Raw genomic sequence first — 21,715 nt, 5'->3', positions numbered from 1 at the left:
AGCGTGTAAATATTTTGTTTTAACCGAAAGGTCTTGCTTGCAAGGCCTTTTTTATTGACGTGAAATCAGTAGTGACGAAAACTACATACGATATCCATTAAGAACATAGAGCTTGCATTTTGGCACCGCGAAAATAATAAGCAGTATTTAACTGCCTTTATAAATTTAAGATTTTACTTTTAAAAATTGAGTGAGAAATAGAGCAAAAAGTTCGTTCACTTGCTCTAAAGAGCTATTTAGACGATGGTCACCATCTATTAAGTGTAAAGTGCACTTCGCTTGTTGCGCATATTTTATGGAGTTTTCTACTGGTATAATATCATCAGACCAACCATGTACAATTTCAAGTCTATCTATATTATTTGCGTATTCTTGCTGCGAATAATCACTGATATATAAAGCCGGCGCTAATAAAAAGGTTCCAAGTGGTGACGTTTTTTGTGCCGTTACTAAGGATACATAACCTCCCATGCTTGAACCAACTAGAATGTAAGGCGCTTTCTCACTCTTAATGTAAGCAGAGAGTTTCTTTGCTCGTTCATCAGGATCTAGCATGCCAGAATAATCAATACTGTCTATTTCAAAACCAAGCGCATTCGCCGTGTTTGCCAAATATTTGATTTTGCTGCCCCAAGGACCGCTTTCTTTGCCGTGAGAGAATATAACTTTCATTTTTGTACTTTGCTTTTAATTGAAAAAGTGAGGGTAGCATAGCTAATTAGGCTTTGCTTTGATGGTGCATTTGCCTATGTGATTGGATTCAGTTTTTATTGGCTGATGCTGATAGAGCATTTCTTAATAGATATTAAATCCCAAGCAAAAAAAAACCAACACAAAGTGTTGGTTTCTTAAGGTGGTTGCGGGAGCAGGATTTGAACCTACGACCTTCGGGTTATGAGCCCGACGAGCTACCAGACTGCTCCATCCCGCGATTGTTCTGGTTTGAGACTATCTTTCCCGTCTCAAGTGGTGCGTATTATACATAGCAAAAACTGCTTGGCAACCTTAGTTTTACAGTTTTATCAAAATAAATGCCAAGTGCGCAAATAACATGCAAAAATAGGCTTTTTTGTATTAAAACCAAGCAAAGTAAAATGCATTTCATTCAGTATTCGCAATTTAACACATTAAGTTTACTTCAAAATTCAAATTTGCTTATGTACTTGGACCGAACTTTATCGAAATGATTCCATTTTCTCAGCCAATTTAAAGTCTAATTCACTAATGCCGCCTGCATCATGGGTGGTTAACGATACGTCAACCTTATTGTAGACATTAAACCACTCTGGGTGATGTTTTAATTTTTCAGCCCAAATAGCGATCTGTGTCATCCATCCGAATGCACGTATAAAACTTTTAAACTTAAAGGTTTTACACAGTTTTTCGTCCTTAATTGCCCATTGATCTTCTTCAGGTAGATTGGAATTTAATTGAGCCAAAGAAGCGTTAACCTGTTCTGTTGTATATTTGTCGGGCATAAGATTATCCTCTGTTTAAAGTGTTATTAAGTAAGTGCTATTGCTCAAGTGCTATTGAGTAAGCGCTTTGATAACTAGCCGTTATTAAGCGCTATTATAGTAATGAAGCACAGATTGGTATAGCTTAGGGTAAATATCAAGTTATTCACTAAAATAAGCTTTCCCTTAGTAAAGTTTGCGTATATATAGCAAGGGAGTTATACTGTCCGCAAGTTTTGAGGCGGGCTCCCTGCATAAAGTTGAATTTAAGCTATTAATAGGGCTTACAATTTTTAGCAAAGTAGCGTCTAGGTCAAGCGTCTGAAGGGCTGTAGGCATTTCGGGCATTAACATGAAGTATTTGTGAACTCCGCTTGACCGGGGTTTTTTTGTATCTAGCGTTTAGTAAAATAAGCGCGATAGATTGAACTATGGGCTATATGCCCTTTTTTTGTTTCTGGAGTGTTAATTTGTCGCAACTTGAGCGAAAACTGACAGACATGCTAACGCCACCTGTTGAAGCCCTTGGTTTCGAATTGGTAGGTGTTGAGTTTGTGAGAGCTGGCAAGCATTCGATATTACGAGTGTACATTGACCATGAAAATGGTATCGATGTAGACGACTGCGCTGATGTGAGTCGTCAAGTAGGAGCCGTGTTGGATGTAGAAGATCCAATCACAACTGAATACAACTTAGAAGTCTCATCGCCCGGAATGGACAGGCCTTTATTTAAGTCTGCGCATTATGAATCGGTAGTTGGTGAAACGGTTGAAGTGAAATTATCGATGCCACAAGACGGTAGACGTAATTTTAAAGGACTTTTATTAAAGTGCGAAAATGACAGCATATTAATAAAGGTCGACAAAGATGAGTTTTCTTTGGCAATTGCGAACATAGAGAAAGGCAATTTGGTGCCAAATTTTGATTAACTATTGGGGAGTGTTTGCTCCGACTAGGAGCAATCTGTGAGGCTTATAAAATGAGTAAAGAAATTTTGTTGGTGGCTGAAGCCGTTTCAAATGAAAAACAAGTTCCAAGAGAAAAAATATTTGAAGCACTAGAGTTCGCTCTTGCTAGCGCCACTAAAAAGAAAAATGTAGGTGAAATTGAAGTTCGTGTTTCTATCGACCGTGAAACCGGTGATTTTGATACTTTTCGTCGTTGGTTAGTGATTGAAGACGATCAAGAGCAAGAAAACCCATATGCTGAAATGACTATTTCCGCTGCACAAATCGATGAGCCAGAAATTCAACTTGGTGATTATGTCGAAGAGCAAATCGAGTCAATTAAATTTGACCGTATTACAACGCAAACGGCAAAACAAGTTATCGTGCAGAAGGTACGTGAAGCTGAACGCGCTCAAATGATCGCCGAATACGAAGATCGTGTTGGTGAGTTAGTGACGGGTACAGTTAAGAAAGTAAACCGTGACAATGTCATTGTCGACTTAGGTAATAATGCTGAAGGTGTTATCTACCGCGATGATATGTTACCTCGCGAAACATTCCGTCCTGGCGACAGAGTGCGTGGCCTGCTATATGTGATTCGTCCAGAAGCACGTGGCGCACAGCTATATATTAGTAGAACTCATCCAGACATGTTGGTTGAACTGTTCCGCTTAGAAGTGCCAGAAATAGCAGAAGAAACACTTGAAATTAAAGCGGCGGCACGTGATCCAGGTGCAAGAGCGAAAATCGCAGTGAAAACTAATGATAAACGTCTTGACCCAGTCGGCGCTTGTGTTGGTATGCGCGGTTCTCGTGTTCAAGCAGTATCTGGTGAGCTAGGCGGTGAACGTGTTGATATCGTGTTGTGGGATGAAAATCCAGCTTCTTTCGTTGTTAACGCAATGGCACCTGCTGAGGTCGCATCAATTGTAGTAGATGAAGATTCTAAAACAATGGATGTTGCGGTAGAAGCTGACAACTTAGCGCAAGCTATTGGTCGCAGTGGTCAAAATGTTCGTTTAGCAAGTCAACTAACTGGTTGGGAACTGAACGTGATGACGGTTGAAGCACTAAATGCTAAGCACGAAGAAGAGAATGCGAAAGTATTAGGTGTATTCACTTCTGGATTAGACATTGATGACGATTTTGCATCAATTTTAGTCGACGAAGGTTTCACTTCGTTGGAAGAAATCGCTTATGTACCAGTAAGTGAATTATTGGCTATTGATGGTTTAGATGAAGAAACGGTTGAAGAGTTGCGCAACAGAGCGAAAGCTTGGTTAACAACTCGTGCATTAGCAAACGAAGAATCATTAGAAGCATCAGAGCCAAAACAAGAATTACTCGACCTTGAAGGCATGGACAAGCATGTTGCTTTCGTTCTTGCGAGTAGAGGCATTACTGATTTAGAAGGGCTTGCTGAGCAAGGCACCGATGAAATTAGTGATATTGAAGAATTAGACGAAGAATCTGCAGGCAAGCTTATTATGGCTGCACGTAACATCGTTTGGTTTAGTGAAGAATAGGTCAGCAGGGGGATAGTAAAGAATATGGCAGAAGTATCCATAGAAAAACTCGCCACAGATATTGGCACAACCGTTGATCGTTTGGTTCAGCAGTTCAAAGATTCTGGTGTAACGAAAGCCGCAGGTGACGTAGTTACTGAGGATGAGAAAAAAACATTGCTTGATCACCTGAGTAAATCTCACGGTGGAACAGGTATCGAAGCGCCTAAGAAAATGACGCTTCAACGCAAAACAACAAGCACGATAAGCTTAGGCAAGTCGAAGGCTGTTAAAGTTGAAGTTCGTAAAAAGCGCACTTATGTGAAACGCACTGATATAGAAGAACAGCGTTTAGCGGAAGAAGAAGCGGCAAGAGTTGCAGCTGAAGCGCAGGCGAAATTAGAAGCTGAGAAGCAAGCGGCGGAAGCGGCGAGAGCAGCGGCTGAAGAAAAAGTTGCTAAAGCAGCTGAAGCACGCAAAGCCCAAGAAGCTGAGCGCGCTGCTAGAGCAGAAAAAGCCAAGAAAGAAGCTGAAGAACGTAAGAAAAATGAGCCTACTTTGTCCCCTGAGGAAAAGAAAGCTCAAGAAGAAGCACGTTTAGAAGCCGAGCGTATCAAGAAGCAGCAAGAAGAAGAGATTCAACGCAAGCTTGAAGAAGATGCGAAAGCTGCAGGCGAAGAAGCTCGTAAACTAGCTGAAGAAAATGATAAGCGTTGGAAAGAAGAAGAAATTCGTCGTAAGAAGCAAGAAGCAGAAGACGTCCACCTTCATTCAAATCGCTATGCGCAAGAAGCAGAAGACGAGCAAGATATGCAAGTTGAACGCTCTTCACGCCGTCGCAAAAAATCGAAGAAAAATGCTGGTGAAGATCTTAAGCACGGCTTTAATAAGCCAGCTGCACCAGTAGAAAGAATTGTTAAGATTGGCGCAACCATTACAGTAGGTGAGCTTGCTAGCCGTATGGCTAAGAAAGGCACTGAAGTCATCAAAGCGATGATGAAAATGGGTGAAATGGCAACAATCAACCAAGTTCTTGACCAAGACACAGCTGTTTTAGTGATTGAAGAAATGGGCCATAAATATGAGCTTGTTAATGATAACGCACTTGAAGATGAACTAATCGCTGATACAGCGCAAGGTGATAAAGTCACTCGTGCGCCTGTTGTGACTATTATGGGGCACGTCGACCATGGTAAAACTTCATTGCTAGATTATATCCGACGCGCGAAAGTTGCTGACGGTGAAGCTGGCGGTATCACACAGCATATTGGTGCATACAGTGTTGAAACTGATAACGGCCGTATCGCGTTCCTAGATACTCCAGGACACGCCGCGTTTACCGCAATGCGTGCTCGTGGTGCGACAGCAACTGATATTGTTATCCTAGTTGTAGCAGCAGACGATGGTGTAATGCCACAAACCAAAGAAGCGGTTCAGCATGCGAAAGCAGCAGGTGTTCCTTTGATTGTTGCTGTGAACAAAATGGATAAAGAATCTGCGGATCCTGACAGAGTTAAAACCGAGTTATCACAACTTGAAGTTATCTCTGAAGAATGGGGCGGTGATCATCAGTTCGTTTCTGTATCAGCTAAAACTGGTTTAGGTATTGATGAATTACTTGAAGCGATTTCATTGCAAGCTGAAGTACTTGATTTGAAAGCAGTGGCTTCAGGCCCGGCTCGCGGTATCGTTATCGAATCACGCTTGGATAAAGGACGTGGCCCAGTTGCTTCAGTACTTATTCAAGAAGGTGAATTGAAAGCTGGTGACATCTTATTGTGTGGTGAAGAATACGGTCGTGTTCGAGCTATGCGTGATGAGCATGGACAAGAAATCACATTAGCAGGTCCGTCTACACCAGTCGAAGTACTAGGCTTGTCAGGCGTACCAATTGCTGGTGAAAACGCATTAGTTGTTCAAGATGAGCGTAAAGCACGTGAAGTTGCTGCGAAACGCCATACTAAACAGCGTGAAGTTAAACTAGCGAAGCAACAAAAAGCGAAACTAGAAAACATGTTCGCGAACATGGAATCTGGTGACGTTAGCGAATTGAATATCGTACTTAAAGCAGATGTTCAAGGCTCAATTGAAGCTATCGCTGAAAGCTTAGTTAAACTTTCTACTGACGAAGTTAAAGTGAACATCGTAGGTAGTGGCGTAGGTGGAATTACTGAAACTGATGCAAGTTTAGCAGCAGCTTCAAGTGCCATTGTTGTTGGTTTTAACGTTCGTGCCGACGCAACAGCGCGCCGCATGATAGAAGCTGAAGAAATTGATTTACGTTATTACAGCATTATCTATGAACTGATTGATGAAGTGAAACAAGCGATGAGCGGTATGCTTGCGCCTGAGTTCAAACAACAGATTATGGGTCTTGCAGAAGTACGTGATGTATTTAAATCACCGAAAATTGGTGCAATTGCGGGTTGTATGGTTACCGAAGGTGTCATAAAACGTAGCAACCCAATTCGTGTACTACGTGAAAACGTTGTTATTTACGAAGGTGAGCTAGAATCATTGCGTCGTTTCAAAGATGACGTACAAGAAGTTAAGAAAGGTATCGAATGTGGTATCGGCGTTAAAAACTATAACGATGTTAAAGTTGGCGACCAGATAGAAGTATTCGAAATCGTTGAAGTCAAAAGAGAAATCTAAACGACATCTTAGCGACAAAGAAACCAAGGACGGGGGCTTTTAGCCTCCGTTTTTTTCGTTATGCAATTAATGCGTAATTGAATGAGGAGAATAAAATGGCAAGAGAATTTTCTCGAACCGACAGAGTAAGCCAGCAAGTTCATAAAGAAATTGCGAGTATCTTACAAAATGAATTTAAACATCGTGAACCTGAAGTAGGTATGATCACTATATCAAGTGTAGAAGTCTCCAGAGATCTCGCTCATGCGAAAATCTATGTGACGTTCTACAACAACGATGAAGAAAAAATTAAAGACGATCTCGCCCGCTTACAAGATGCAAAAGGATTTATTCGTAGCATTTTGGCTAGGCGAATTCGTATGCGAGCTGTGCCAGCGGTGCACTTCTTCAGAGATGAATCGATTACCGAAGGTATCCGAATTTCAACACTGGTAAATCAAGCTCGTGCGAAAGACAACGAAAAATCCAATGATACGTCGGAAGATGAGTAGAGAATAAAGTAAAACATGGCGAGAAAAAAAAAGGGCAGAGCGATTAATGGCGTCGTTCTTGTCGACAAATACACCGGTGAGTCATCCAACTTTATTCTTCAACAAGTAAAACGTTTATACGGTGCTGCGAAAGCTGGCCATACTGGCGCACTCGATCCACTTGCAACAGGTATGCTACCAATCTGTCTTGGTGAAGCCACTAAGTTTTCACAATTCTTACTCGACGCCGATAAAACATACATCGTTACAGCAAAGCTTGGTGAGCGCACTGATACATCAGATTCTGACGGTGAAGTTGTTGAAAAAAGTGAAGTGAATGTGACTCGCGAAGATATAGACAATGCTGTTGAAGCATTTCGTGGGCCAATCAAACAAGTACCATCAATGTTTTCAGCGCTTAAACATCAGGGCAAGCCGCTTTATTTTTATGCTCGACAAGGAATGGTTATTGAGCGTGAAGCGCGCGATATCACGATCCATTCCTTAGATATCCTGCGTTTTGAAAACGATGAGCTAGACATGGAAATTTCATGTACTAAGGGAACTTATATACGTTCACTAGTTGACGATTTAGGGCAAGCATTAGGCTGCGGAGCTCATGTAACTATGCTTCGTCGTACTAAAGTGGCTGATTATCCGAGTGCGAATATGGTTACTGTGGAACAACTTCAATCACTCTCAGAAGATTTAGACATCGATCGTCAGTTCCGTGGTTTCGAAAAGCTAGACGCTTTGTTGTTACCTCCTGACACAGCTGTGGCTAACTTGCCCGCATTTTACGCAAGTGATTCAAGCATAGACCGCTTTTTGCATGGTCAAGAAATCCTCGAAGAGAACAACTTTGAAAGAAGCGCATTGATTCGAATTTATCGTAAATCAGATGAGCTGTTTTATGGCATGGCGGAAGTTGACGTTGCGGGTAATTTACAACCGAAACGTGTGGTTGTGTATAAAGAAAGTTATTTTGGCTAAAACCCTTGTGTATTATTACTTCACGGGTATAATACGCGCTCTTTTTGGCATGACTGAATTAGTGATCGGCATGCTGTTGTTTAAACTATCTATTTATTAATGGAGATAATTATGTCACTAACTACAGAAGAAATGGCAACGATCGTAGCTGAATACGGCGTTAAAGAAGGCGATACAGGTTCACCAGAAGTTCAAGTTGCTTTATTAACTCATAACATCAACAAACTTCAAGGTCACTTTAAAGATCATAAGAAAGACCACCATTCACGTCGTGGTTTATTGCGTATGGTTAGCCAGCGCAGAAAATTGCTTGATTATTTGAAAAGCAAAAACACAGAGCGTTACCAAGATCTTATCAAGCGTTTATCTCTACGTCGTTAATTCGACAGCTTAACGTTAGATATGAAAAAAGCACCCTAGGGTGCTTTTTTTTATGACTAAAGAAAGCTAAACAGATAGTTGTTAAACTGTCTTTTTAGCAATCTCTTGTAAAAGCGACTCTAAGTCAGATATTTTTTCCAGCAACGTTGAGTTTTTAGCTTCCAAATTCGTTACTTTGTTACTTAGTGCTTTCATTTGTGATATTTGATCAGAAACTTTTTCACCGGCTTGTTCTGCATTTACATTTGCTGCAAGAATATCATTCGCTTGCGTTGACAATTTCTCATTTAAACCGTTAATCCGGTTGAGCATTTGCTGTAGGTCACCACTTGTCTCGTTTATCTTGCTTTGTAAGTCTTTAAGATCAGAACTTAAGTTTGACTTTGTAGCATTCAAGCTTTTATCTAAGGTTTTTATTTCTTCTTGGTTACGTCTCCAAGCTGAAGCCCATAATTTGTCCATCTGGCCCCACAGTTCGTCTGTTTTTTCAGACAACTCACTTACTTTCACGCTTAACGCTACCGTTGAATTTCCCATTTCTTCATCAGTGGCTGATAATCGTTGCTCTAAGGCTTGAATTCTGCTCTCTGTATCGATAGCAAGCTCATTCGCTTGATTGAGTTGTGAATAAAGAAAAGCACAGCCCGCGCACGCGGCAATCGCGACAACGAGCGCTATAGAGGTAAGAATTTTCGCGCTGCCGCCGGTTGAACTATTCGTTTCGGGCTCAGAAACTCTTTTACCTATAGGTCGTCGTTCATCAACTTCTATATTGATTGGAGCGAAATCTTTATCATCTTTTGTCATGTCAGTGGTTTCTTATGGTATTTAACTTATGTCGTTATGGTAAAACAAAACTTCAAACTATTCATACATTAATTCACTCGTTTGACACAGTTTTAAACGAAATTCAAGGGATATTACGTATACAATTTGAGTGCTAAATCTGTACTTAAGGTATAGACAGCTATACTGCAATAACTTATATTGGCAAACAGATAATTAACTTATTGATATTCTATATGAAGTTGACCAGCAAAATATCGTTCACCTTAGGGATCAGAACGCTAATATTGGTATTGTTGCTAGGCTTCGTCATGTCTTTTTTACAGACCTATATTGATTTCAAAACACGCTCGGCAGAAGTAAATGCGTCAATTGAATCCATCATAGATGCATCAAGAGATTCCGCTAATAACGCGGTTTGGAAGCTAGATAATGATCTAGCTGCCTTAGTGATAAAAGGTCTCACTTACTTCAACCATTTCTCATATGTCGCGATTTTAGACGAACGTGATAACGTGCTTGCAGAATCTGAAATGAAGGAAGAAGAGCCAAGTAACAAAGTGCTCTCATTTTTTTTAGTTCCAAACATAAAAGAATCGATTATACCTCTCAGAAATTCGGCGCTGTCGCAAAATGGTGGAGACCAAACGAAAGCTGAGTCAGGTAAGATGCTGGTCAGAATTAATATACATTCCTCTTTGAACGATGTCTATGACAGGGCGATACGGACGTTTGTTATTTCACTTACCGGTTATATTATCATTTCATTTGCCTTAGTTTTGCTTTACCACCTAACTTTAGCGGCTCCACTTATGCGTTTAGCTCGAAGTTTTGAGCGAGTCAATACCTCTTCTATTACAGACCAGACTATTACAAAGCTTAAAGGGCACGAATCAGATGAGTTTGGTAAAATTATTGACTCAGCTAACGATTTGTTGGGTCGAATTGCGTCAGGTCAAATATTACTCACACAACGAAGTCAGCGTTTTAGGTTGATATTAGATACGGCGCCCTCAGTCATATACTCTTTAGATGATGAAGGTAAATTTGTTTTTGCAAACCGAGCAACTGCATCATTCTACGGACATTCAATCTTTGATTTAAAAGGAAAGCTAGCCTCAGATATTATCGGCCCCGTAGATCCTGCTCTAATGATTATTTTGGATGAGTTTTTAAGCGATAATTCACGACAATTAAATACTGTAGTGGACGCCTACGATTCACACAAAATGAAATGTGTCATGGAAATGTCCTTTGTGAAGTTCCACACCTATGATGGTCAGAGTATCTTGGTTGTAGGTAACGATGTAACGAAGCGAGTTGAAGCCGAGGACAAAATTGAAAGCTTAGCTTATTTTGATTCACTGACAAACCTGCCAAACAGAAACAAAGTTTATGATAGATTAAATTTCCCTGATCCATCTGTACCGAAAACGCAATATCAAGTCGCAATCTTAGCCGATTTGGATCAATTTAAACGTATCAACGATACTCTTAGTCATAGTGTTGGTGACCAGCTCATCGTTAAGCTATCTGAAAGGCTATCAGAGGAGTTTAAGGATATTGGTTTTATCGCAAGACTTGGCGCAGATGAATTCTTGTGTCACAGCGAACAACTCTCAGATAATCGAGTCATTGCAAACAGTGCTGCTGTTGAGTTAGCAGAAAGGTTAAGAAAGTGCATCAATAGAGAAATTGATATTGGCTTACATCGCTACAATTTGTCTGCAAGTTTAGGTGTGGTTGTGTTTAAACCTGGCTTTGAAACCGCTGATGAAATTTTACAGTATGCCGATACAGCCATGTACGAATCGAAGAAAGCAGGGCGTAACTGTGCAACACTATTCCAAGATCAGATGGCAACGGAAGCTGCGGAGCTTCTTAAATTAGAGCGCGACATTAGTTCTGCTATATTTAAAGATGAGTTCTTCTTCGTTTTACAGCCTTTAGTATCCTCAGCGACAATGCAGGTAACTTCGGCCGAAGCGTTAATCAGATGGAATAGAGACGATGTGATTGTGCCACCTGATGAGTTTATTCCATTCTTGGAAGAAAGCGCTTTAATAATTGATGTTGGCGATAAAGTACTCAGCAAAGTATGTGAATTCTTAGCAGAGTTGAAAAAACAAGGGCGCTTGGATAACTCCTTTAAAATAGCCGTTAATATAAGTGGTAAGCAATTATCTGAAGCCAGCTTTATTGAAAAAGTGACGACAGTGCTAAGAAAGTACCAGGTTGCGGGACATTATCTAGAGTTCGAAATAACAGAAAGTGTTGCTTTAGATAACCTTAAAGACACGATTAATAAAATTAACGAACTAAAACGGATTGGAATTAGTTTTAGTCTTGATGACTTTGGAACCGGCTACAGCTCGCTTAGTCATTTAAAAGATCTTCCTGTTGATAAGCTAAAGATTGACCGTTCATTCATCAATGATATCAACGTAGATATACAAGACGAAAATTTGGTGAAATCAATTATTCAACTTGCTGTTAATTTGGGTATTGTCACAGTTGCAGAAGGTGTAGAAACGAAACAACAAGTAGATTGGTTGAAAGAAAACGGAAGTATGTTATTGCAAGGATACTATTTTAGTCGACCCATTCTGCCAGATGAATTTATTGAAAAATTTCTTAGCCCAAGCCGTGGTGAAGATGAATAAAGGCTTCATCGCCTTTAAAAACAGTACCAGTAAGTAAAGATACATTGATGAAGCATCAATTACAATTAACACGCAAAATGAACATGTGGTCATTTTGCTATGATTTACACGACATTTGGGGACAATTGAATTGAATATGAAGCATGAAAACGGGTTTACCTTAATAGAACTTATTATCGTCATCGTTGTTCTTGGCATTTTGGCTGTAACTGCATTACCACGCTTTCTTGAGTTTTCTGAAGATGCTAACGCATCGGTGACAAAAACGTCAGGTGCTGCGTTTATATCCGCAGTAAAATTGACTAACGTGAAATGGAAGCTTGATGGTCAAGGAGCCGCAATCGACAATTACGATTTATTCGGTTCAGGCACAAATTTAATTGATGTAAATGCAGCTGGCTGGCCTGTTAAACAAGATCCAAGTGTGGAAGCATCACCTGTTTTAGATGGAAGTGATGATTGCGTTTCATTATGGAATGGCATTCTCAATAGTGGCAGCGTTACTGCTGCGCTAGATACCAGTGGTGATTTCCAAGCCACTTATGCAACCAACAATTGTACTTATACGATGGTTAATTCTCCCGATTATTCAGTGTTTTATAATTCAAATACAGGCCAAGTGATTATCGATAGCACGCTATAAGCTCGCAACTTACTAGCTTATAGTCGTCGCTATCAGTAAATAGATTGGCGTATTAAGTAGAGGACAATGAACAAAATTACTTTTATAGCCAATCTACTATTTGCGTTATCTCTCGTAATTTTTTCGCCTGACTCAAAATCAGAGTCGTTAGACATGTTCATTTGGGCGAATGATCTTGCGCCTATCATTTCACATGAAGACAGTGGGAAGACGAGGGGCGCAATAAGTGAATACCAGGGCGTTATGGTAGATGTATTGGATTCCTTACCTCACTCTGTAAAACCGCAAATAAACGTCATTCTCAGTAGCAGACGACGTGGTGAAAAAGAGCTATATGACGGAAATATTGATTTTACGATTCTATCGCCTAAATGGATAGAGTTTCCTGAGAAGCTCATTTTTACTCTGCCAATATATGTTCACAAAGAATACTTATACGCTATAAAAGCAATTCCAGATAAGAGCGTTGAAGCACTAGTCGAGGGTAAGCGAGTCTGCACTCGTTCAGGGTATCGTTATCCTGGGATTGCTCGTTTTATTGAGTCAGGCGTCGCCAAGCGTGTTGATTCCGAAGATGAACATGGCCAATTTAAATTACTATTTCGTGGACGCTGCGACTTCGTATTGACCAATGAATTCGCTGCAAATAAAGTGATCAATAAGAATAATTGGGAGGCAGTTGTCAGCGCTTCTAAAGTGATTATTGATCAAACTGGCTATACTTTGGCTTTTCATCCCAAACATCAGGCGTTCGTTGATATTATGAACAAACATATCGCACATTTACTTGAATCGGGTGAACTGGATAAGTTTATAACTCGACAAACTCGTTAAATAGATTAAGTTGGCACGATAAACTTGTTTATTGTGTCGATGACAGTTTCACGTTTAATTGGCTTGGTTAAATAGCTGCTCATACCACTTTCAAATGCAATATCAAAATCCTCTTTCATCGCATGAGCCGAAACGCCAATAATCGGAGTTTTGGTAATACCATTCTGACGGATTACTTTGGTTGCTTGAATGCCATCTAAAATTGGCATCTGAATGTCCATCAAGACTAGATCGTATTTGTCATCAGAAGTAAGCATGTCAACGGCTTCTTGACCATTGTTTGCAATCTCGCAGCTAACACCTAAACTTCGTAACATTTCATTCATTAATATCTGATTAATTTCGTTATCTTCCACCACTAGAAAATGCGCATTGAACTGTTGTGGTTTTGAAATTGGCTTATTCTGTTCTGCGATTTCATTTTCTTTTTCTTCACTTTCTATCTTATTCAAAGCATTGATGAAATGATTGATATCACGAATAGTGTATGGATGGCTTAATACAGGGCAATTCCATTTTCTAAGGAAGTCTTGATGGAGATTCAATGGATGCAATTTAGTGATGCATCCAAAACATATGCCATTTGCTTGAAGTGACTTGAATTCATCATTCAAAGAATTTGCATGCTCTATCGAATCAATATCAAACAAGTAAACAATGTTCTTTTTAACTTTAATAGAGGCAGGATCAAAATCTTTATTTGGCATATCCACTCTATTGGGCTGGATAATATTCAAATATTCTTTCACTAATAGCTGCGGTTCATTACAAACATAAACAAGATTTTTTTGAATATGCAGAAGCGAATCACCTACTGTCTCAGCAGACTCGTCAGTAAGTTCGAACGTACAAGTGAAAGTACTGCCAACATCAAGGTTTGATTCGGCTGTGACACTACCGTGCATTAAGGTAGTTAATTGTTTTACGATAGAAAGCCCTAATCCAGTTCCACCATATTTTCGGCTAGTTGAATTGTCACCCTGTGTAAAAGGAGTAAACACAGTACTCAATTTTGATTGATCCATACCAACGCCGGTATCACTAATTTGAACCTCGAGGGTAAATGCATCTTTTGTAGAGCTTTCTTTTCTGAAAAAAGAGATGCTAACTTTGCCAACATGCGTGAATTTAATAGCGTTATTTGTAAGATTTAAGATGACCTGTGAAATTCTCAATTGGTCACCTACAGCAGACGTCGGTAGTTGAGGATCTATAAATATTTCGACATTAAGTTGTTTATCAGAGGCTGGTATTATTGAAAATGAAGTCAAGGCATCAAAGAGCTGATTAATAGGGAAAGAGTTGTTCTCAATTTCGAGTTTGCCAGCTTCAATCTTAGAAAAATCAAGTATATCATTGATAACATTCATTAAAATCCGGCTGGATAAAGCAACTTTTTCCAAGTGACGCTTGGTTTTGTCTGGTAGTTCTTGTTGCAATGAAATATCGACCAAACCAATAATTCCGTTCATTGGCGTCCTGATCTCATGACTCATATTTGCTAAAAATATGCTTTTGGCAGCATTAGCTGTTTCTGCTTGATCTTTTGCTTCAGCTAATTCAAGGTTTAAGGCCAGTTGCTCATCATTCAATTGTTGAGATTTTTCTAGCAACTCTTTCGTTTGTTTATTTTTATTGTTAAACACCGTTGCAGCTCTAGCTAATTTTCCAACCTCATCATGTCTTCTAGCAAACGGTATATTTACGTTTTGAACGCCTTTTGTGAGTTCCTCAAATACGCTAGTAATTGCTCGCAAAGGCAGAAATATCCGGCTTAGCATAATAAATGCGATGATAATGGTTATGAAGATACCGAGTAGTGAAGACATTTTCATTCTAAATTGAGCATCATCAACTTTTGCTTGAATTTGAAGGTTAGTTTCGTCTGCTAATGTCGCCGATTGAGTAGCCATTTCACGTGATAAGTAGAGAAACTCGTTAGCAGAACCAGCCATTACTACATTAACTAAATAAACATACCCTTGAGTCACATTTGTAAGCTGAATAAAGTGCTGATTAATTTGTTCTATATCTCTGTTCAAAATTGCTTTTTCTTGAGAATAACCTTCCGTATTACTAATGAGTTTTTGCGCAATTATCAGTTTGTCTGAAAATTGATTTTTTAGTGTAAGACTTGGAGTAAGAAGATATCGGTATGCTAAGTTTTCGGCAGAATAAAAATACACTGGCAAAGCATCATTTACTGATGCCAGCTTTAAAAATGCCTCTTTATTAAGGGATTCTTTAATCGTATTGACTAAACCATCGCTAAAATGCAGATCACGTTGGCGTCGGCCTTCAACTACACTGATAAAATTAGTATTGTAGTCTTCTATGTGAAGCTGCATTGCTTTTATTTTACTTACAGCTTCCTCGGAATCTGAGCGTTCACGAATGCCTTCTTCAATTTTATTCAAACGGCTTTTAACCTGAGCCATTAAGTTGTCAAAACGGGTTATTGCTGAAGCACTGCCAGTATCTTTAAATATCAAAACTTGGCGTTGCAGATCTAGGACGTCTCTGGCCAGGTCTCGGACAGATTTCTCTTCAGTTACGGTTTGTTGGTAATTAGAAAATTGACTGATGAGCCTTGATTGATTGTGCTGCGCAAAAAAGATTTGTCCCAGCAATATCAAAATGAATATTAATAAGAAGAGAGCGATTTGCGCCTTTAACGAAAGTTTCATTATATGAAATATTGCCTTTTTTGATGACTAGGATAAGAACTAAGAACTAAGAAACTCATACCACTTTTCTAAGCTGTACTCATAAGTGGGCATAACTGTGTTCCAAACCGCGACATTTTCAAACCTTTTCTCGTAACTTCCACCGGTTCTTATGTCTCCTTTTTTAACGGATACTTTTCCATCGGTTCCCCGGAGATCCTCTAAAGCGGCTTTTCCTCCATACCAATAGTCATATTCGTTGCTCGAGAGAAACTGTTTTGATCTACTTGGATTAGAAATATAGTAACCTTGACGCGCTATAAACGCGCCAGCCCAGCCTGATAACCACCAATTCATGTATTCATAAGCGACATCTTCACTACGCTTAGTAATTTTGGAAGACATACACATAACACCATGCCAACCTCTATAGCCTTCTTTTGGAGCTGCGAAGGTAACAGGTACGTTTTGCCCATTCAATGCAGAGACCGCAGGCGAAAACATACTCTGAATAGAAACTCGGTTAGACTTCATGAAGCGAACGGATTCGGGTACGGAGGTCCAAAAGCCACTAAAATGTCCTTTCTGTTTTAAACCAATCAAGATTTGGAATAGCTTATCTAATTCTTGAACTGTCATAGAACCAATATTACCAAAGGTGATAAGGCCCTGCGCTTGAGCCGCTAATGCCAGATCAAACAAACCAATAGTTGGCGCATTAACTATGGCAACTTTGCCTCTGTATTTTTCATCCAATAGCCAGCCCCAGCTCTCGGTCTGGTAAGGAACGCCTTTTTCTATAACTGATGTGTTGTAACCAAATGAATCTACATTGTGTACGTAAGGGAGGTAACTAATACTATTCGTGTCGTTGTTGCTCAAACTACCGTCTTTTTGTATGTGCAATAGTTTGTAAGGTGCATCACCAGCACCGATTTTTGCTCGAGGCGTTACTTTTCCTGTTTTAGTGAGTGAGTTGATTTCGTCCCAGTAACTAATGCGACGCTTATCGATTGGCTTAATGCTGCCTGAGCGCCAAAGTACATTTATACTATTTGACCATTGTTCGTATAAATCGAAGCTATCCGGTGACATAGACCCTTTCTGTAAAACAGCTGCACTGCCTTTAGGCTCAAAAACTAGGTCTATGCCTAAATCATCAATTGCTTTTTTACGGAGTTCTTCTTGCAAGGTAACATGAGTACCTAATATTCTTAGCTTTGGTTTTTCTTTACCAATGGCAAAACTAGAAAAGGGCAGGGATGCGGAAGCTGAGCCGATTGCCGCAGCTTTCAGAAATTGTCGTCTCTGTTTATTTACAGTATTACTTTTCGTTGTCATAGTGCCTCTTCTTGGCCGTATAATTTACTCTGTAATCTATTGAACTCAATACAGTTTGACAGTGTAAAAATAGTAAAAGCATCGTTGTGTATAATACGCACGATTTCCAACTTTATCCACTTTATCATCAGTGATTTGAAGTTACTATTGCTACCAGTCTATTTGTTATAGGCATAAAAAAAAGACGCCCGAGAGCGTCTTTTTAGTATTGGTGGTGGGGCGGGACGCGGGTTTGGTTCCCACAATAGGAACTGAATTAGCCCCTCAATTGCTTGGGTAAGCTAATGCGGGTTTGTGCTTACGCAGGAGCTTCGGAACCCTGTTTCTCAGGAGCTAGCAGACGCTCGGTTGACAAGTGATTTCAGAAGTAAGAATGCTTCAATTTCCTTGAATGACACTCGGTCGTCGGTTTCACCAAGCTTTCATCAGTAATCATCCCAATAAGGAGGCTCTCCAAAATAAGAGCCAGTAAAATCGATAAAAGCTCGAAGCTTTGGTGCGAGCAATTTCCTATGAGGGTAGACTGCGTATAATCCCATTGATTCGAGTTCAAAGTCATTGAGCATAGTTTTGAGCTTGCCTTGTTTAAGTGCTTCTCCCACGATGAATGTTGGCTGTAATATATAACCTTCGCCTGCAATTGCAGCGGCCATCAAAATTTCCCCATTATTTGCAACTAACCCTGCTTGATTGTTCTGTGAATTGGCGCGCAATACCTTCATGAGAGAGTTGTCGGATGAACCGTAATCCATATAGCTGTAACGTAAGAAATGCGAGCTGTTCAACTGATCGGGCTGGCTTGGATTTCCGTGCTTCTCTATGTATGAAGGAGATGCACAAAGTACCAGTCTTACCGAGGCTAATTTTTTTGCAATTAAGGAAGAGCTTTTCAAGCGGCCTATTCTCAGTGCGACATCAATCCCTTCTTCAATGACATCCACTTTACGATCGCTCAACTCCAGGTTGATTCCCACTTCTGGAAACTGCTTTTTGAAATCTCGAATTAGTGGGGCAAGGTGTAACGTTGAAAAGGACACTGGCGCGCTAATATGAAGTAATCCTTTGGCGGAATTATGAAGCTCACCAAAGTGGTTCTCCATATCACGAACACTCTCCAGAATGTGCATGGCATGCTGTAAACACTGCTCACCTTCCTGGGTCAAGTGGACGCGCCGGGTTGTTCGGTTAAAGAGTCTCACTCCCAGTTGTTCCTCTAACTGAGAGACATATTTGCTCACGAGTTGATTCGATGTATCCAGTTTTTCAGCGGCTTTGGTAAAGCTGCCTAGTTCAGCCACGGTGACAAACGCTCTCATTGTTTCGAGTCGGTCCATTGATAAAGCCTAATTACAAACATTATGTTGATAATTATTCCACAATATCGCCATTTATTCATCATTATGTTGTTAGTAGTATGAATATTAACCTGATTGAGGCAGTGAGCGCGGTCAGCCATCACAAACGACTTAGAGAGGAATTAACGATGAACAAGCAAACTTTACACAAAGTATTGAAATCAGATGCAGGCATTGCTGCTTTGGCTTTAAGAGTACCGGTTGGGATTATCCTGGCTGCGCATGGCGTGCAGAAATTGTTCGGCTGGTTTGGTGGTTATGGTCTTGAAGGTACCGGGCAATGGATGGCTAGTATCGGATTGGAACCAGGGTATTTGATGGCCTTATTGGCAGGCAGTGCGGAGTTTTTCGGAGGTTTGGCCTTGATAGTGGGCTTGTTAACCCGACCTGCTGCTGCAGTAAGCGCGTTTACGATGCTTGTAGCGATTTTTAGTGTTCACTTTGAGCATGGTCTTTTCTTGGCAAATAACGGCTATGAATTCGCGCTAGCACTGTTTGCTGCGACCGCAGCAATAACGATTCAAGGCGCCGGTAGCTACGCGGCTGATAACGCAATCGCAAAAAGCATTGCTGGCAGTGATTCAGTCAATGCGCCAACGCACTTAAAGCAAGTTGCCTAGTGTTCAATAAATCATGCCTTCCTCTATTGCAGGGAGGCTTTTTTACGGAGGTATTCAGCCATGTTAGTCAATGGTGTTTGGCAAGAGAACTGGCAACCGGTTCAAAACAAAGACGAAAAAGGCCGCTTTATAAGACAAACTTCTTCTTTTCGGCATTGGATTACGCCCGATGGATCTCCCGGTATGACGGGTAAGGGCGGCTTTAAAGCAGAAGCGGATCGATATCATCTGTATGTTGCCTACATTTGTCCTTGGGCAAGCCGAACTTTAATGGCGAGAAGTCTAAAAGGTTTGGAGGAAGTTATTTCTGTTTCAGTGGTCAACCCGAAGCTAACGGATCAAGGTTGGCAGTTTGGAGGCTTCAACGGAAGTGATACTGATGAGCTAAATGGCGCGACCTATTTGCATGAGTTGTACACCAAAGTTGCGCCAGATTTTACGGGCCGAGCCACTGTTCCTGTTTTATGGGATAAGAAAACACAAATGATGGTGAACAATGAATCTGCTGATATTGTTCGCATGTTCAATACAGCATTTGTCGATCTGGTGGATTCAGGCCCTAACTTAGTTCCAGCGGAAATGGCGTCAGAGGTTGATGCGCTCAATGCATACATTTACTCGGAACTAAATAATGGCGTGTATCAAGCTGGTTTTGCATCATCGCAAGAAGCGTACGAAGAGGCCTTTGAGAAAGTGTTCGTTGCACTTGATTCATTGGAAGAAAGGCTGGCAGATGGTCGGCAATTTCTATTTGGTGAAGCACTCACCGAATCAGATATTCGTTTGTTCGTGACCTTGATCCGATTCGACGTGGCCTATCATGGGCTGTTCAAGTGTAATAGAAACATGATTAAAGACATGCCTAGGCTTAATGCTTATATGCATCGTATTTTGACGATAAAGGGTATTCAAAGTACGGTAAATATTGAGCATATAAAAGCAGGCTACTATTCGATAAAAGCGCTTAATCCCACAGGAATTGTTCCCGTTGGTCCTGCGCTTTATAAAAGTCAGGAGATAACATGAAATCGAAGCGAAACATCGTCTACATTTCTCATGGTGGCGGCCCCATGCCTTTGTTAGGGGATGCTGAGCATTTTGAAATGGTCGAGACTCTAAAAGAGATAGCTTCGACAGTGGGCAAACCTAGTGCGATACTGGTGATCAGTGCGCATTGGGAGGCGCGCTCGCCTACGGTCACTTCGGGAAAAAATCCTGGAATTATTTATGACTACGGTGGCTTTCCGAAGGAAGCTTATGCGATTCAGTACCCGGTACAAGGCGAGCCCGAGCTGGCGCAAGGTGTGGTGAGTGCGCTAGAGGGTAATGGCATTCAGGCAATACAAGATAAGCAGCGTGGATTTGATCATGGCTTGTTTGTGCCGCTTAAAATCATGTATCCCGATGCTGATATTCCATGTGTGCAGTTGTCGTTGGTTCATAGTCTTGATCCAGACCTTCACATAAAAATTGGTAAAGCACTGCAGTCACTCGAGTGGGACAACTTGCTGGTAATTGGCTCTGGATTTTCGTTCCACAATATGCGCGCATTTTTTAGCCCCAATTCAAAGGAAATACGTGAAAATAACATTACTTTTGATGAGTGGTTAACGGCTGTCGTTAGCGACAAAAGGTTGACAGAAAACATTAGAGAAGAGCGGCTTGTCGGTTGGGAATCTGCGCCGAGTGCCAGATACTGCCACCCTCGAGAGGAGCATCTGATCCCATTGCATGTTTGTTATGGCATGGCCACTCAACCGAGTGAGAAAACATTCAAAGCTGAAATCATGAAAAAACAATCCTCTATGTATTATTGGAGGTTCTAAGGCTGGTTGCTAAAGAAAGAGCACTCTTAAAGCTGTTTGAGGGCGAGATAGTACGCAACTTACAGCATCAGCCCTAAATTCCCGATAGTAAAGTTGCAGGTTAATAAAAAGCCCTAATGCCTGGTGGGGGCTCATTAGGGCTATTTACAAGATGGTGGAGCTGGCGGGAATTGAACCCGCGTCCAGAAAGCGTCAACCTTTGGTACTACATGCTTAGTTTGTCATTTGTTTAATCCTACAGACCCCGACAAACAGGGTTCCTTCGGACTGGCCTAATACTGTTTCGCGGTTCAACCTTAGACAAGTATCCCTCGCTAGGTCATTAGTATGACCTTCCGAACCTCAGCTAGTGACCAAAGCTTGAGTGGAAGGGCCTATGCAGGTTATTAAGCTGCTAGTGCGTAGTTTTCGTCGTTTGCGACTATTTTTTTGCGGCTTTTTAAAGAGGCCAGCCGCACCTCTGCATGCACCTCCAGCATCATTGAATCCTGTCGAATCCAGAGCAGCCCCGAGATAGACGTAGATTATAGCATGCCTAATGACAGAGAACAGCCATATTTCTTTCATTTTTAA

The 21,715-nt window shown here is 40.8% G+C and carries 18 protein-coding genes, 1 tRNA gene and 1 other RNA gene; 12 read left to right on the top strand and 8 right to left on the bottom strand.

Annotated features, from left to right (window positions below; all coding sequences use genetic code 11):
* Positions 1-165: 165 nt before the first annotated feature.
* From ACKLNX_RS16305 to ACKLNX_RS16295, 3 genes are all read right to left on the bottom strand, one after another.
* The gene (locus ACKLNX_RS16305; RefSeq protein WP_412973110.1) at positions 166-672 is read right to left on the bottom strand and encodes an alpha/beta hydrolase; all 507 of its coding nucleotides are present in this window, start codon (positions 670-672) and stop codon (positions 166-168) included.
* 182 nt (positions 673-854) lie between these two features.
* A tRNA-Met gene (locus ACKLNX_RS16300) sits at positions 855-931 on the bottom strand.
* A gap of 244 nt (positions 932-1,175) precedes the next feature.
* On the bottom strand, positions 1,176-1,478 hold the full coding sequence (locus ACKLNX_RS16295) for a 4a-hydroxytetrahydrobiopterin dehydratase (protein ID WP_412973109.1): 303 nt from the start codon (positions 1,476-1,478) through the stop codon (positions 1,176-1,178).
* Positions 1,479-1,927: 449 nt separating this feature from the next.
* Between ACKLNX_RS16295 and rimP the strand changes: the two genes are divergently transcribed.
* The 6 genes from rimP (at position 1,928) to rpsO (ending at position 8,408) form a co-directional block, all read left to right on the top strand.
* Positions 1,928-2,386, top strand: coding sequence for a ribosome maturation factor RimP (gene rimP, locus ACKLNX_RS16290; RefSeq protein WP_412973108.1), 459 nt, complete (start codon positions 1,928-1,930; stop codon positions 2,384-2,386).
* A 50-nt stretch (positions 2,387-2,436) separates the two neighbouring features.
* Positions 2,437-3,930 carry a transcription termination factor NusA gene (nusA, locus tag ACKLNX_RS16285; protein WP_411693653.1) on the top strand — a complete coding sequence of 498 codons (1,494 nt, stop codon included), beginning with the start codon at positions 2,437-2,439 and terminating at the stop codon, positions 3,928-3,930.
* 24 nt (positions 3,931-3,954) lie between these two features.
* Positions 3,955-6,564, top strand: a complete 2,610-nt coding sequence (gene infB / locus ACKLNX_RS16280; RefSeq protein ID WP_412973107.1) for a translation initiation factor IF-2 — start codon at positions 3,955-3,957, stop codon at positions 6,562-6,564.
* A gap of 95 nt (positions 6,565-6,659) precedes the next feature.
* A complete protein-coding gene (gene rbfA / locus ACKLNX_RS16275) occupies positions 6,660-7,055 on the top strand; it encodes a 30S ribosome-binding factor RbfA (RefSeq protein WP_411693655.1) in 396 nt (131 codons plus the stop codon).
* A gap of 15 nt (positions 7,056-7,070) precedes the next feature.
* On the top strand, positions 7,071-8,027 hold the full coding sequence (gene truB / locus ACKLNX_RS16270) for a tRNA pseudouridine(55) synthase TruB (protein ID WP_412973106.1): 957 nt from the start codon (positions 7,071-7,073) through the stop codon (positions 8,025-8,027).
* A gap of 111 nt (positions 8,028-8,138) precedes the next feature.
* Positions 8,139-8,408: a 30S ribosomal protein S15 gene (gene rpsO, locus ACKLNX_RS16265; protein ID WP_412973105.1), complete on the top strand. Its 270-nt coding sequence runs from the start codon at positions 8,139-8,141 to the stop codon at positions 8,406-8,408.
* Positions 8,409-8,489: 81 nt separating this feature from the next.
* On the opposite strand, the gene ACKLNX_RS16260 is transcribed toward rpsO, so the two are convergent.
* Positions 8,490-9,215 (bottom strand): hypothetical protein, encoded by a 726-nt coding sequence (locus ACKLNX_RS16260; protein WP_412973104.1) that lies wholly within the window; start codon positions 9,213-9,215, stop codon positions 8,490-8,492.
* Between the two features lie 290 nt (positions 9,216-9,505).
* Between ACKLNX_RS16260 and ACKLNX_RS16255 the strand changes: the two genes are divergently transcribed.
* The 3 genes from ACKLNX_RS16255 (at position 9,506) to ACKLNX_RS16245 (ending at position 13,334) form a co-directional block, all read left to right on the top strand.
* Positions 9,506-11,857 carry a putative bifunctional diguanylate cyclase/phosphodiesterase gene (locus ACKLNX_RS16255; protein WP_412973103.1) on the top strand — a complete coding sequence of 784 codons (2,352 nt, stop codon included), beginning with the start codon at positions 9,506-9,508 and terminating at the stop codon, positions 11,855-11,857.
* Positions 11,858-11,993: 136 nt separating this feature from the next.
* Positions 11,994-12,500, top strand: coding sequence for a type II secretion system protein (locus ACKLNX_RS16250; protein WP_412973350.1), 507 nt, complete (start codon positions 11,994-11,996; stop codon positions 12,498-12,500).
* Positions 12,501-12,566: 66 nt separating this feature from the next.
* A complete protein-coding gene (locus ACKLNX_RS16245; RefSeq protein ID WP_411693660.1) occupies positions 12,567-13,334 on the top strand; it encodes a substrate-binding periplasmic protein in 768 nt (255 codons plus the stop codon).
* Positions 13,335-13,339: 5 nt separating this feature from the next.
* Here ACKLNX_RS16245 and ACKLNX_RS16240 read toward each other — a convergent pair whose 3' ends face one another.
* From ACKLNX_RS16240 to ACKLNX_RS16230, 3 genes are all read right to left on the bottom strand, one after another.
* Positions 13,340-16,021, bottom strand: a complete 2,682-nt coding sequence (locus tag ACKLNX_RS16240; RefSeq protein WP_412973102.1) for an ATP-binding protein — start codon at positions 16,019-16,021, stop codon at positions 13,340-13,342.
* 39 nt (positions 16,022-16,060) lie between these two features.
* Positions 16,061-17,341: an ABC transporter substrate-binding protein gene (locus tag ACKLNX_RS16235; protein WP_412973101.1), complete on the bottom strand. Its 1,281-nt coding sequence runs from the start codon at positions 17,339-17,341 to the stop codon at positions 16,061-16,063.
* Between the two features lie 425 nt (positions 17,342-17,766).
* Entirely contained in the window at positions 17,767-18,675 is a 909-nt protein-coding gene (locus ACKLNX_RS16230) for a LysR family transcriptional regulator (RefSeq protein ID WP_412973100.1), read from the bottom strand.
* A gap of 149 nt (positions 18,676-18,824) precedes the next feature.
* Here ACKLNX_RS16230 and ACKLNX_RS16225 point away from each other — a divergent pair, with 149 nt between their 5' ends.
* The 3 genes from ACKLNX_RS16225 to ACKLNX_RS16215 are packed head-to-tail and all read left to right on the top strand — an operon-like array spanning position 18,825 to position 21,142.
* Positions 18,825-19,316 (top strand): DoxX family protein, encoded by a 492-nt coding sequence (locus tag ACKLNX_RS16225; protein WP_412973099.1) that lies wholly within the window; start codon positions 18,825-18,827, stop codon positions 19,314-19,316.
* 60 nt (positions 19,317-19,376) lie between these two features.
* Entirely contained in the window at positions 19,377-20,342 is a 966-nt protein-coding gene (locus tag ACKLNX_RS16220) for a glutathione S-transferase family protein (RefSeq protein ID WP_412973098.1), read from the top strand.
* Complete coding sequence (locus ACKLNX_RS16215) at positions 20,339-21,142, top strand: DODA-type extradiol aromatic ring-opening family dioxygenase (RefSeq protein ID WP_412973097.1); 804 nt, start codon at positions 20,339-20,341, stop codon at positions 21,140-21,142. The genes ACKLNX_RS16220 and ACKLNX_RS16215 overlap by 4 nt, the downstream gene beginning before the upstream one ends.
* Positions 21,143-21,294: 152 nt before the next feature.
* Here ACKLNX_RS16215 and ssrA read toward each other — a convergent pair.
* Positions 21,295-21,652, bottom strand: a transfer-messenger RNA (tmRNA) gene (gene ssrA, locus ACKLNX_RS16210).
* Between the last annotated feature and the right edge of the window lie 63 nt (positions 21,653-21,715).

Source organism: Glaciecola sp. MF2-115 (genome assembly GCF_047250385.1).
Classification (GTDB): domain Bacteria; phylum Pseudomonadota; class Gammaproteobacteria; order Enterobacterales; family Alteromonadaceae; genus Glaciecola.
The sequence above is the reverse complement of the archived record's forward strand: the minus strand, read 5'-3'. Positions and strand labels throughout refer to the sequence as shown.

Coding starts and splice junctions, on each gene's coding strand:
- ACKLNX_RS16260 (WP_412973104.1), bottom strand. CDS start 9,215: ATGACAAAAGATGATAAAGATTTCGCTCCAATCAATATAGAAGTTGAT.
- ACKLNX_RS16215 (WP_412973097.1), top strand. CDS start 20,339: ATGAAATCGAAGCGAAACATCGTCTACATTTCTCATGGTGGCGGCCCC.
- infB (WP_412973107.1), top strand. CDS start 3,955: ATGGCAGAAGTATCCATAGAAAAACTCGCCACAGATATTGGCACAACC.
- ACKLNX_RS16255 (WP_412973103.1), top strand. CDS start 9,506: ATGTCTTTTTTACAGACCTATATTGATTTCAAAACACGCTCGGCAGAA.
- ACKLNX_RS16235 (WP_412973101.1), bottom strand. CDS start 17,341: ATGACAACGAAAAGTAATACTGTAAATAAACAGAGACGACAATTTCTG.
- ACKLNX_RS16295 (WP_412973109.1), bottom strand. CDS start 1,478: ATGCCCGACAAATATACAACAGAACAGGTTAACGCTTCTTTGGCTCAA.
- ACKLNX_RS16245 (WP_411693660.1), top strand. CDS start 12,567: ATGAACAAAATTACTTTTATAGCCAATCTACTATTTGCGTTATCTCTC.
- nusA (WP_411693653.1), top strand. CDS start 2,437: ATGAGTAAAGAAATTTTGTTGGTGGCTGAAGCCGTTTCAAATGAAAAA.
- rbfA (WP_411693655.1), top strand. CDS start 6,660: ATGGCAAGAGAATTTTCTCGAACCGACAGAGTAAGCCAGCAAGTTCAT.
- ACKLNX_RS16305 (WP_412973110.1), bottom strand. CDS start 672: ATGAAAGTTATATTCTCTCACGGCAAAGAAAGCGGTCCTTGGGGCAGC.
- ACKLNX_RS16250 (WP_412973350.1), top strand. CDS start 11,994: ATGAAGCATGAAAACGGGTTTACCTTAATAGAACTTATTATCGTCATC.
- ACKLNX_RS16220 (WP_412973098.1), top strand. CDS start 19,377: ATGTTAGTCAATGGTGTTTGGCAAGAGAACTGGCAACCGGTTCAAAAC.
- ACKLNX_RS16230 (WP_412973100.1), bottom strand. CDS start 18,675: ATGGACCGACTCGAAACAATGAGAGCGTTTGTCACCGTGGCTGAACTA.
- rpsO (WP_412973105.1), top strand. CDS start 8,139: ATGTCACTAACTACAGAAGAAATGGCAACGATCGTAGCTGAATACGGC.
- ACKLNX_RS16240 (WP_412973102.1), bottom strand. CDS start 16,021: ATGAAACTTTCGTTAAAGGCGCAAATCGCTCTCTTCTTATTAATATTC.
- truB (WP_412973106.1), top strand. CDS start 7,071: ATGGCGAGAAAAAAAAAGGGCAGAGCGATTAATGGCGTCGTTCTTGTC.
- ACKLNX_RS16225 (WP_412973099.1), top strand. CDS start 18,825: ATGAACAAGCAAACTTTACACAAAGTATTGAAATCAGATGCAGGCATT.